The organism is Vibrio sp. VGrn 2, assembly GCF_009361695.1.
GTDB classification, from domain to species: Bacteria; Pseudomonadota; Gammaproteobacteria; order Enterobacterales; family Vibrionaceae; genus Vibrio; species Vibrio diabolicus.
Genome location: NZ_RBWD01000001.1, coordinates 234,460 through 246,522, shown reverse-complemented (window position 1 = coordinate 246,522; position 12,063 = coordinate 234,460). Strand labels below are relative to the sequence as shown.

12 protein-coding genes are annotated in these 12,063 nt (G+C 45.4%); 1 reads left to right on the top strand and 11 read right to left on the bottom strand.

The genetic code is table 11. From position 1 onward, the window contains the following. Positions 1 to 28 precede the first annotated feature (28 nt). The gene (gene serB / locus D8S93_RS01210) at positions 29 to 1,009 is read right to left on the bottom strand and encodes a phosphoserine phosphatase (RefSeq protein ID WP_152811662.1); all 981 of its coding nucleotides are present in this window, start codon (positions 1,007 to 1,009) and stop codon (positions 29 to 31) included. Between the two features lie 91 nt (positions 1,010 to 1,100). On the opposite strand from serB, the gene D8S93_RS01205 reads away from it, so the two are divergent. Continuing rightward, positions 1,101 to 1,706, top strand: a complete 606-nt coding sequence (locus D8S93_RS01205) for a YtjB family periplasmic protein (protein WP_104970905.1) — start codon at positions 1,101 to 1,103, stop codon at positions 1,704 to 1,706. Positions 1,707 to 1,803: 97 nt separating this feature from the next. Here D8S93_RS01205 and deoD read toward each other — a convergent pair whose 3' ends face one another. The 10 genes from deoD to D8S93_RS01155 form a co-directional block, all read right to left on the bottom strand. After that, positions 1,804 to 2,523, bottom strand: a complete 720-nt coding sequence (gene deoD / locus D8S93_RS01200; RefSeq protein WP_006742381.1) for a purine-nucleoside phosphorylase — start codon at positions 2,521 to 2,523, stop codon at positions 1,804 to 1,806. Between the two features lie 138 nt (positions 2,524 to 2,661). Further along, positions 2,662 to 3,882: a phosphopentomutase gene (locus tag D8S93_RS01195; protein ID WP_152811660.1), complete on the bottom strand. Its 1,221-nt coding sequence runs from the start codon at positions 3,880 to 3,882 to the stop codon at positions 2,662 to 2,664. A 68-nt stretch (positions 3,883 to 3,950) separates the two neighbouring features. Next, positions 3,951 to 5,279 (bottom strand): thymidine phosphorylase, encoded by a 1,329-nt coding sequence (gene deoA / locus D8S93_RS01190; RefSeq protein ID WP_048625940.1) that lies wholly within the window; start codon positions 5,277 to 5,279, stop codon positions 3,951 to 3,953. Positions 5,280 to 5,375: 96 nt separating this feature from the next. Beyond that, a complete protein-coding gene (gene deoC, locus D8S93_RS01185; protein ID WP_006742378.1) occupies positions 5,376 to 6,152 on the bottom strand; it encodes a deoxyribose-phosphate aldolase in 777 nt (258 codons plus the stop codon). A 581-nt stretch (positions 6,153 to 6,733) separates the two neighbouring features. Continuing rightward, positions 6,734 to 8,017, bottom strand: coding sequence for a NupC/NupG family nucleoside CNT transporter (locus tag D8S93_RS01180; protein WP_047008943.1), 1,284 nt, complete (start codon positions 8,015 to 8,017; stop codon positions 6,734 to 6,736). Positions 8,018 to 8,221: 204 nt separating this feature from the next. Next, positions 8,222 to 8,995, bottom strand: a complete 774-nt coding sequence (locus D8S93_RS01175) for a TatD family hydrolase (protein WP_152811658.1) — start codon at positions 8,993 to 8,995, stop codon at positions 8,222 to 8,224. After that, the gene (locus D8S93_RS01170; RefSeq protein WP_104974844.1) at positions 8,982 to 9,179 is read right to left on the bottom strand and encodes a DUF5363 family protein; all 198 of its coding nucleotides are present in this window, start codon (positions 9,177 to 9,179) and stop codon (positions 8,982 to 8,984) included. The genes D8S93_RS01175 and D8S93_RS01170 overlap by 14 nt, the downstream gene beginning before the upstream one ends. Before the next feature lie 95 nt (positions 9,180 to 9,274). Further along, entirely contained in the window at positions 9,275 to 10,864 is a 1,590-nt protein-coding gene (prfC, locus tag D8S93_RS01165; RefSeq protein WP_012841453.1) for a peptide chain release factor 3, read from the bottom strand. Positions 10,865 to 11,010: 146 nt separating this feature from the next. Then, positions 11,011 to 11,466, bottom strand: a complete 456-nt coding sequence (gene rimI, locus D8S93_RS01160) for a ribosomal protein S18-alanine N-acetyltransferase (protein WP_005394641.1) — start codon at positions 11,464 to 11,466, stop codon at positions 11,011 to 11,013. A gap of 55 nt (positions 11,467 to 11,521) precedes the next feature. After that, positions 11,522 to 11,932, bottom strand: coding sequence for a DNA polymerase III subunit psi (locus D8S93_RS01155; RefSeq protein WP_005394642.1), 411 nt, complete (start codon positions 11,930 to 11,932; stop codon positions 11,522 to 11,524). Positions 11,933 to 12,063: the final 131 nt, after the last annotated feature.

The following is a 12,063-nucleotide window of genomic DNA, read 5'->3' as shown; positions in this document are numbered from 1 at the left end:
TTTCTGGCGGTGTTTTTGAAAGGATAAATTAAGGTTTTGCTTTCCAGCTAACCTTTTGCTGCTTCACCAGTGCACCAGATAAAATACAGAGCACACCGCCTAAGCCTGCAAAGCGAATCGCAGATTGCGCTTGAGCTTCCACTTTAGGTTTTGCGTGGTACGCGATACCTAAGCCCGCCACCGACATCATCACAAGATCGTTAGCGCCATCACCGACAGCAACCGTGTTGTGCTGCTCAATTTCGTATTCATCCACCAACTCCACCAGGATATCTGACTTCATCTGCGCGGTAACCACATCGCCAAGTACGTTCCCCGTAAGCTTACCATCAATGATTTCTAACTGATTAGAGCGAGCAAAATCTAAATCGACTTTATCTTTGATGTAGTCCGAGAAGTAAGTAAAACCACCGGAAGCAATCGCTGTTTTCCAGCCTAGTGCTTTTAACGTTGCGATTAACGCTTCAAAGTCCGGCATAAATGGCAATTGGGAACGAACTTGTTCAAGAATTGATTCATCAGCACCTTTGAGCTTGCCTACGCGTTGACGCAAACTTTGCTCAAAATCCAGTTCTCCTTGCATCGCACGTTCAGTAACTTCTGCCACCTCATCCCCGACTCCGGCCAATTTTGCGATTTCATCAATACACTCTATCTGGATTGCCGTTGAGTCCATGTCAAATACAATCAAACCTTGGGTTGAGAGATCTGGAACTTCATTAAGCGAGGCGTAATCCAAGTTGAGGCTTTGTAAGATCGTTTCGTGTTGAGGGGTCAACTCTCCTGCCATCAAGGCGACTTCATATTGGCCAACTTTCCACGTTTCTAACACGGGGTTGTAGACCCCTGTGAAGAAATCAATGTCTTCAAAATGACGTGGCGAAAGGTATTCTGCAAACACTATCCAGTTTGCTTTTGCTTTATCTAGTTGGGAGGCAAATCGAGTCTCGGGTAATCGTTTTAAAAGTGTCGTATGTTTTCTGATAGGCAAGCTTTTTGACGCGTCCATGTATATAATCCCTTATGACTTTGCTAAAACGTTACCTCAACAAACTAAAAAGGCAAGTCTTTGTTTTATTTTAAATGGATGAGTAAAGAGCATGAGTGAATCCTTGTTCTCAGTAAGGAATGCCCTAAGAATTCTGGCACTAGTCCTACTGTGTGTGATGTTGTTTATCACGATCAAAAACAGTGTTGTGATCAGTAAGGGCAACGAGAAAATTCAAGCACAGCAGCTTGAGACACTCACCAAAGTTTTGATTTCACAGGCGTCTCTTTCTGCCAGTGAAATGATTTTGACCAAAGATCAAGAACGCTTACTTAAGCTGACAAACCAGCTAGCACAAGACCGTTTGGTGTTTGATGCGACAATATATGATGCACAAGGCGTACGTTTAGCGTCTAGTGAAGATGCGCTATCGGTACGCGAAGTTTTAGGCTTAGACACGCCCTTGGCAACAGCTTCCATTGGCCGCCAGCAGTTGGTTGAGCCAGTATTTGCCGATGAAGCACTCATCGGTTTTGTTCGCGTTACCTTTGAGACAGGTCGTGTAACCGCGATTTCTGACCACCACTATCGTAAGAGTGATCGCTACATGTACATGATGGTGCTAATGAGTTTTGTGTGCGGCATGTTATTCATTATGATTTTGCGTAGACAGCCTATCCGCCGTAAAAAAGCGCAAAACCTACTGCTAACCAAATAGTCAGTCGGTAATCAACATCTAATACAAAAACAGCCCGCATTGTGCGGGCTGTTCTTTTAGTTCTTAATGTCAAGAAACTAAGATGACTCTTTGTCGCTTATTCTTCGTCGCCTAGCAATACTGAATCTAGTGCGATTAGCATCATGTCGTTGAATGTTGTTTGACGCTCATCAGAAGTTGTTTGCTCACCCGTTTTGATGTGATCTGAAACCGTACAGATTGTCAGAGCTTTTGCACCGTATTCTGCCGCTACGCCGTAAATACCCGCCGCTTCCATTTCAACACCAACAATGCCGTACTTATCCATTACGTCGAACATTTCTGGATCAGGCGTGTAGAAAAGCTCCGCTGAAAATAGGTTACCGACTTTCACATCAATGCCACGTGCTTTTGCTGCGTCTTCTGCCGCGCGAACCATTTTGTAGTCTGCGATTGCTGCAAAGTCATGACCTTTAAAACGGATACGGTTCACTTTAGAATCCGTACACGCGCCCATGCCGATCACAACATCACGCACTTTGATGTCTTCGTTTACTGCGCCACAGCTACCAACACGGATAATTTTCTTCACGCCGAAGTCTTTAATTAGCTCCGTTGCGTAAATCGAGCATGATGGGATACCCATACCGTGGCCCATTACCGAGATCTTACGGCCTTTGTATGTGCCTGTGTAACCGAACATATTACGCACATCACACACTTGCACAACGTCTTCAAGGAAGGTTTCTGCGATGTATTTTGCACGTAGCGGGTCACCCGGCATCAGTACGACGTCTGCGAATGCACCCATTTCAGCATTGATATGTGGAGTTGCCATTTTCTTTTCCTTAACCTTTCTCTAGCGCTCCGCGCTTAAGGCGATATAAGCCAGAGTATTCTCATTTCCGACAAGCAGTACTTGCATACTGCAAACATAAAACTAGGAGCATTCAGCTCCTAGTTTTCAATATCCTAATTATAGGAAATTCTTACCGTAATCCATTGGAGAAGTACCGAAGTAGCTCGCCAATGTTTGGCCGATGTCTGCGAATGTTTCGCGGCGGCCAAGAGAGCCTGCTGGCACTTTTTGACCGTAAACCAATACTGGGATGTGCTCACGAGTATGATCAGTACCTGGCCATGTTGGGTCACAGCCGTGGTCTGCTGTTAGGATAAGCACGTCATCTTCACCCATCAGTTCTAGCACTTCGTTGATGCGACCATCAAAGTACTCAAGCGCTGCAGCGTAACCCGCCACATCACGACGGTGACCGTAAGCTGAATCGAAGTCGACGAAGTTAGTGAATACGATGGTGTTATCACTCGCTTCTTTGATCGCTTCTTTCGTTGCTTCAAATAGTGCTGGAATGCCTGTTGCTTTGGTTTTTTTAGTGATCCCACAACCAGCATAAATATCTGAAATCTTACCGATGGAATGAACCTGACCGCCCTTCTCATCAACTAACTTTTGTAAGATAGTCGCTGATGGTGGCTCTACAGATAGGTCACGACGGTTACCCGTACGCTCAAATTGACCTTTACCCGGGCCAATGAATGGGCGCGCGATTACACGGCCGATGTTGTAATCTTCTAGTTCTTCACGCGCAATTTGGCAAAGCTCTAGTAGACGGTCTAGACCGAATGTCTCTTCGTGACAGGCGATTTGGAATACAGAGTCCGCAGAGGTGTAGAAGATTGGCTGCCCAGTCTTCATGTGCTCTTCACCCAAGTCATCAAGAACTTGAGTACCAGATGCGTGGCAGTTACCTAGGAAACCGTCAAGACCCGCGCGCTCAAGGATGCGATCCGTCAGCTCTTTAGGGAAGCTGTTTGCTTTGTCTGTGAAGTAACCCCAGTCAAACAGAACAGGAACACCTGCGATTTCCCAGTGACCAGACGGCGTATCTTTACCAGAAGAAAGCTCTGCTGCGTGACCGTACGCACCAATGATTTCTGCATCTGCGTCTAGGCCAGGAGCAAAGCGACCTGTTGATTCTTTATGTGCCATTGCCAAACCTAACTTAGATAGGTTTGGAAGGCGAAGTGCGCCTTGACGTTGGTCGTTATCTGCTAAGCCTTTTTCGCATTGTTCTGCGATGTGGCCTAGTGTGTCTGAACCTACATCACCAAATTTCTCAGCGTCAGCGGTTGCACCAATACCGAATGAGTCTAGTACTAAAATAAATGCTCTTTTCATTGCTCGTTCCTTAGGCCCACTCGGCTTTTTATTATGGTTGAGTAGGCCTTGTGTAATTACTTGTTCTATTAAATATCTTCTGCACGAATTTGGCGGTAAACCTCTGGAGTTGGTGTGTACTCACCACCTACTTTGATTGCACTGCGCAGTGCTTTTGCCGCTTCTTCCCACTGCTCTTCACTGCGAGCGTGGATAACGGCAAGAGGTTTATCGCTATCTGCAACTTCACCCAAGCGGATGAACTCGTCGAAACCTACGGCATAGTCGATTTCATCAGTAGCAACACGGCGACCACCACCCATAGCAACGACAGCCATGCCAATCGCACGCGTGTCCATTGCTGAAACAATACCCGTTTCCGTCGCGTAAACAGGCTTGATGATTTCCGCTTTTTCTAGGTAGTTATCGTAGTTTTCTACGAAGTCTGCTGGGCCGCCAAGACCCGCAACCATCTTGCCGAAGCATGCTGCTGCTTTACCGTTGTCTAGTGCTTCCATCAACTTCGCACGTGCATCTTCTGTGTTCTCAGCCAGTTTGCCAAGTACCAGCATTTCTGCACAAGAAGCCATGGTGACTTCAAGTAGGCGTGGGTTACGGTATTCACCCGTTAGGAAACGAACCGCTTCACGAACTTCCACCGCATTACCTGCCGAAGAGGCCAATACTTGGTTCATGTCTGTCAAGATTGCAGTGGTCTTAGTACCCGCACCGTTTGCTACTGCAACGATTGATTTCGCTAGCTCTTCAGACGCTTCGTAAGTTGGCATGAATGCACCAGAGCCGACTTTAACGTCCATCACTAGCGACTCCAGGCCCGCCGCCAATTTCTTAGAAAGAATGGAAGCCGTGATCAGAGAAATGTTGTCTACGGTTGCGGTAATATCACGAGTCGCGTAAACACGCTTATCCGCTGGAGCAAGGTCACCAGTTTGACCGATGATCGCCACACCAGCGTCTTTAGTTACTTGCCCAAACACATCGTTGCTTGGTGTGATGTTGTAGCCTGGAATAGACTCAAGCTTATCTAGCGTGCCGCCTGTGTGGCCAAGACCACGGCCAGAGATCATTGGTACGAAACCGCCACATGCTGCCACCATAGGGCCAAGCATCAAAGACGTTACGTCACCCACACCGCCAGTAGAGTGTTTGTCGACAATTGGGCCACCAAAGTTCATGTGGCTCCAGTCGATAACCATGCCCGAATCACGCATTGCACACGTTAGGGCGATGCGCTCATCCATGGTCATTTCATTGAAGAAAATCGTCATAGCAAACGCCGCGATCTGACCTTCAGATACGGTGTTATTTGCTACGCCTTGAATAAAGAAGTTGATTTCGTCTGCGGTAAGTACTTCACCGTCACGTTTTTTACGAATGATTTCTTGTGGTAAATACATTAGTGCCTCCCATGCTCTCGTGAGCAATGGTTAAGTAGGATAGAAGAGGTTTGGTAGCACCCGTTTAGGTGCTACCGTTCAGACATATTATTGGGATTAGTACGCTGCTGGATCAGCAGTTTCGTCTGTCACTTCTAATGTATTTAGTAGGTTAGTTAGCAGGCTAGACGCACCGAAACGGTAGTGACGGGCATCAACCCAGTTGTCACCTAGGATTTCGTCAGCCATTGCTAGGTATGCAGCTGCGTCTTCAGCAGTGCGCACACCACCTGCTGGTTTGAAACCAACAGTTTCTGCAACACCCATGTCGCGAATCACTTCAAGCATCATGCGTGCATATTCTGGTGTTGCGTTTACTGGCACTTTACCAGTTGAAGTTTTAATGAAGTCAGCACCTGCTTCAATACAGATTTGAGATGCTTTCTTGATTAGTGCTTCTTCTTTTAGTTCACCTGTTTCGATGATCACTTTAAGAAGAATGTCACCACAAGCTTCTTTACATTGCTTAACTAGCTCGAAGCCTACTTTCTCATCACCTGCCATTAGCGCGCGGTAAGGGAAAACAACGTCAACTTCGTCTGCACCGTAAGCAACCGCCGCTTTTGTTTCAGCAACTGCGATTTCGATGTCGTCGTTACCATGTGGGAAGTTCGTTACTGTTGCAATACGAACCTCTGGCGTACCTTGCTCACGAAGTGTCTTCTTAGCAATAGGAATAAAGCGAGGGTAAATACAAATTGCAGCTGTGTTGCCTACTGCTGTTTTCGCGTCATGACATAATGAGATCACTTTTGCATCAGTGTCATCGTCATTCAACGTAGTTAGGTCCATAAGTTTAAGTGCACGTAGCGCTGCTGCTTTTAAATCGCTCATTTCTATCTCCGATCAATATTCAAAAAATTCACTACTCAGCCTTACATCACGTCTCTAACTATAATCAACAAGTCGAGACAATGTGAGTAAATGGCTAAACAGTCTATTAATGAACGGACTTGGTTCCCTGAAGACTCGGCATATACAGCGAAAATTTCATATGCCAATTGCTATCCTTGTCACCGCACAGTACCAGTTTGGCCTATGGCACAACAATCTATGATTGCGGTGTCTTTAATATCACATCACACAGCAAAACGCCTATTAGATCTGATATTGCTGGGCAAGTCATTTGCCCATTGATTATGTAATATTCATTACGTGATTAAGTATCAACCTTAACCACTATCCTGTGATTAATACATTATAGAGTTTCACCGCAAAACTGTAGCACCAAATAGAGCGCAAACGGTTTGTATCTCAAAATTTCCTAGCCCCTATTCCATCGGCTGCGTAACTCCTAGACTGAGGTCGACACCCGGTGAGATTTTAGAGCCCGAAAAACGAAAAATGCCCCGCAGCAATCTCTTGCTACAGGGCATGATGTAAAACGGCGTCTATATATTAAGAACCGATTCTAATTATAGTGCTGCAAGGCTTAAGCAGAAGCCTGCAATTGTCGCTGCCATAAGGTTAGACAACGTACCTGCAAGCACAGCTTTAACACCCATGCGAGCGATGTCACTACGACGGTTTGGTGCAAGGCTACCTAGACCACCAAGTAGAATCGCGATAGATGAAAGGTTCGCGAAACCACATAGTGCGAATGAGATGATAGCTGTTGTCTTCTCCGACATTACTTCACCAGTTGCCGCGATTACTTGAGCGTTTTCACCTAGGTATGGTGTGAAGTTCAAGTAAGCAACGAATTCGTTCACTACGATTTTCTGACCGATGAATGAACCAGCAGTTACTGCTTCAGCCCATGGAACACCGATTAGGAATGCTAGTGGAGAGAATGCGTAACCTAGGATTAGCTCTAGCGTTAGTTCTGGCATGCCGAACCAACCACCGATGCCACCTAGCATACCGTTGATCAGCGCGATTAGACCAACGAATGCGATTAGCATTGCACCTACGTTAAGCGCAAGTTGTAGACCAGAAGCCGCACCACCCGCAGCTGCGTCGATTACGTTTACTGGTTTGTCGTCGCCGCCGTCCATCGCTTCTTCGATACTTTCGTGAGGCTGGTCAGTCTCTGGGTGAAGGATTTTAGCGAATAGTAGACCACCTGGTGCCGCCATGAATGATGCTGCTACTAGGTACTCTAGTGGAACACCCATTGAAGCGTAGCCCGCTAGTACACCACCAGCAACAGAAGCTAGACCACCACACATTACCGCGAATAGCTCTGATTGAGTCATTTTTGGAACGAACGGACGAACAACTAGAGGTGCTTCTGTTTGACCTACGAAAATGTTTGCTGCTGCTGACATTGATTCCGCACGTGAAGTGCCCAGCGCTTTTTGTAGTGCGCCACCAAGAATCTTGATAACCCATTGCATAACGCCAATGTAGTAAAGAACTGAAATCAGTGCAGAGAAGAAGATCAGTGTAGGAAGAACACGGAATGCGAAGATGAAACCGCCGCCGCCGAATACTTCGAACATCTTGTCAGAAACAAGACCACCGAACAGGAATGATGAACCATCGTTACCGTAGTTGATAACGTTAGAAACACCTGAAGAGAAACCGTTTAGTAGATCACGGCCCCAAGGTACATACAGAACAAATGCACCTAATGCGAATTGGATAGCGAATGCGCCACCCACAGTTCTTAGATTGATAGCTTTTCGGTTATTAGAAAATGCAAATGCAATAGCAAGAAGCACTACCATACCGATTAGGCTCATAAACAGGCTCATAGTTTATGACTTCCTTATAAGTTATTTATTGGCGTGTTACAAAATGGAGCTATAAAGCGGGAGCAATTATACTCATGCAGAATCAATTAAAGTAATGCCAGCCTCACACTTTCCTATAAGATTCATGATTGATTCAGCCAGCTTTGTGAGTTAATTCACAATAAGCAGGAAAACGTTTTCTATTTCAAACCACATCTTTAGATTTTATTCACATATCGAGAAAGCAAAATTGCTATTTTCCCATAACTGAGAGGCAATCGATTGCTTTGAGCCTTTATGCAACTCTACGAGCTCATTAAAGACGTGAATGAGTTTGGCTGGGTGATTCGACTCCCCTTGATATCCAAGTATAGGCATATCCGGTGCATCTGTTTCGATCACGAGATGTTTGAGTGGTAATTTTTGAATTGCGTCGCGCGTTTTCTTCGCTCTTGGGTAGGTGATGGTTCCTCCTACACCGATAAAAAAACCTAATTTGACCCACTCCATTGCTTGCTGATAACTCCCAGAGAAAGCATGTAGCACACCGCCCCGAGGGAGCTTCGCCGCTTTAACCATTTGAATAAGGCGATTGTGCGCTTTTCGGCTATGTAAAATAACTGGGAGTTCGAAGCGTCTAGCCAGTTCAAATTGAACTTCAAGTGTCTTTTCTTGCAACTGTGGGTCAACATCAATGGCAAAATCTAGCCCACACTCTCCTATGGCCACGCACTGGGGAGCATTTTGTTTTAGATAATGTTCCAATTCAGCAAAGTGCTGCTCGACGTTATCTTCAAGAAAATACGGATGAAACCCAAGGGCATAATACAAATTGGCATGTTGATCTGCCAAGGTTTGAATACGAGCCCAGTTTTGAGGTCCCACTGAAGGAATCAGAATTCTTGTCACGCCTTGCGTTTGAGCTAGCTGAAGTTGATGTGCAAAGTCACCTTGGAATACATCAAAGTCAAAGTGACAATGGGTATCAAAGAGCTTCATCTTGAGACTTTTTATCTGTACCGACAAACTGAGAATCAGAAAATAGCAGAGATTCACTGTTCTCTTCATTTTGATGGGCAGGATCTTTTCGATACGGAACGCAGCTGCGTTTTTGATCGGGCGTTAGTCCCATCTCCTTGCACCAGTCGTCGTAACGCTTCAATCCTCGTTTAAACCAGTTCATATCTCATCCTTATAAAAAACGCCCTTGGCTAAGTTTATAGCCAAGGGCGTTTTAAAATCTAGTTTGCGTTAAAGCTTACCCAAACCGCTTTTTGATTAGTGCTCACGCGTCGCACGGAAATCAATATCAGGGAAACGCTCTTTCGCCAAGTTTAAGTTAACCATTGTTGGTGCAATATACGTTAGGTTATCACCACCATCCAATGCTAAGTTTGCTTGGTTCTTACGTTGGAACTCATCCAGTTTCTTCGCATCATCACACTCAACCCAACGCGCAGTTGCAACGTTGATGCCTTCATAAATAGCTTCAACGTTATATTCAGACTTCAAACGAGCCACAACAACATCGAACTGAAGTACACCAACGGCACCAACGATCAGATCGTTGTTTTGTAGAGGACGGAATACCTGTACCGCACCTTCTTCTGATAGTTGCACCAAGCCTTTTAGTAGCTGTTTCTGCTTTAGTGGATCTTTCAAACGAATACGACGGAACAATTCAGGCGCAAAGTTTGGAATACCAGAGAACTTCAGTGACTCACCTTGCGTGAAAGTATCACCAATTTGAATAGTGCCGTGGTTATGCAGACCAATGATGTCACCCGCGTAAGCGTGTTCTGCACGTGAACGGTCACCAGCCATAAAGGTTACTGCATCAGAGATACTCACCTGCTTGCCAAGACGAACGTGGTTCATCTTCATACCCTGCGTGTAAGTACCCGATACAATACGCATGAATGCGATACGGTCACGGTGTTTCGGGTCCATGTTTGCTTGGATTTTGAATACGAAACCAGAGAACTTCTCTTCTGTCGCTTCAACTTCACGCTCAACCGCCTGACGCGTTTTCGGTGCTGGCGCCCACTCTGTTAGACCATCTAGCATGTGGTCTACACCGAAGTTACCTAATGCGGTACCGAAGTAAACTGGCGTCAGGTCACCTGTTAAGAACATTTCCAAATCAAACTCAGGGCAAGCACCCATAACAAGCTCAAGCTCTTCTCGAACACTTTCCGCAAGGCCTGCACCGACTTTTTCATCAAGCTCTGGGTTATCTAGACCTTTGATGATTCGAACTTCTTGAATCTCATGACCGTGACCAGATTCGTATAAAATCGTTTCATCACGGTGAATGTGATACACACCTTTAAACTCTTTACCACAGCCGATTGGCCACGTGATAGGCGCACACATCATGCCCAATTCGTTTTCTACTTCGTCCAATACTTCCATTGGATCACGAACGTCACGGTCAAGTTTGTTCATAAAGGTCACGATTGGCGTATCGCGTAGACGGGTTACTTCCATCAGCTTACGAGTACGATCCTCGACACCTTTCGCAGCATCGATAACCATCAAACACGAGTCGACTGCCGTTAGAGTACGATATGTATCTTCCGAGAAGTCTTCGTGTCCAGGAGTATCAAGTAGGTTTACCAGGCAATCATTGTAAGGGAACTGCATCACAGACGTGGTTACCGAGATACCACGTTCCTTTTCCATTTCCATCCAGTCTGATTTTGCGTGCTGTGCATTACCACGACCTTTAACCGTACCTGCTTTTTGAATCGCGTTTCCGAATAAAAGGACTTTTTCAGTAATGGTGGTTTTACCCGCATCCGGGTGAGAAATAATAGCGAACGTTCTACGTTTAGACACTTCGCTTAGAAAAGGTGTATTTGACATGAAACTGGTCTTCTTTGATGTCTGAATGCTTGCTCGAAAAGCAAACACGCTTTTTAGATTCAATATTGCGCGGTATTCTCGCTTATTATTGCCTCAGGGGCAACTGATCGCTTTAGGGGCGACTTCCCTTATGGGATGCGTTAACGTTAGTGAAAGAAGAGATAACTCATAATGATCGCATCTTCTTTTCCCGTGCCAGTTTTCGCAGGGTAATAGTTATGACGTCGATCAACTTCATTGAATCCAGCTTGTTCATAAATATAAATAGCAGGCTTATTACTCTCTCGCACCTCAAGCCAAGCACTCTCCGCTTTTGATTGCTCACAATGTTCTAAGAACGCATCCAACAGTTTTTGACCATAGCCTTTACCCTGAAGATGCGGCGCGATAGCAATATTCAGCAACGTAACTTCACCGACAATATTCTGCGCATAGAAGTAGCCAATCACCATCTCGCCATCGAGCATCACATGATGACATGCTCCACGGCTGGATAAATCACGTACCAAAGACTCTGCCCACGGATGCGAGTGTGCTTGCTGCTCAATTTGCCAAACTTGATCTAAGTGCTCAGCGCACATTGGTAAGATTTTAGTTGTCATTATTTACCTAGGGGTTCATATGCAATACCAATTGCAGTAAAACGGGGATTAATGCTTATTTGCTCGAATTGTTGTAAGAACAAATCTGTTGCCAAAGTGCACGTTTTTGTTGGGTATTCCCATCCACATCTTGCAACAATGGCGATGTCAGCGGTTTAGTGTCAGGCAATACTTCGGCTTCACACCCAGCAAACCAAACCCACTCAAGCTCGTGCTGGCCAAGTAATGGAAATCGCTCTGGCTCAATATGTAACGCTTGGTCAAGCGTTAACTTCATACTCTTTAGGATGTTTTCAAACAAAACCGCCGTCTCATTCTCTGGACATACCGGAGAGATCAACAGGAGTTTGCAAGAACTTTGCAAATCGATTTTTGGCGATTGGTAACCTGCCAATCTATCTGGGTGTACCAGCTCCCATGTGCTGATGCCCATTTCGTGTAAATACTGTTTCTCGTTAATTGACATTTTCCGTCACCTATTTGAACGAGGGCAATCCTAACAAATAATCGTGATTATACCTAAAGGACTTCAAGGAACACCTCAATACATTGGAATGATTGAACTGTTCTGCCTATGACAATGGCCATACCGTAGGT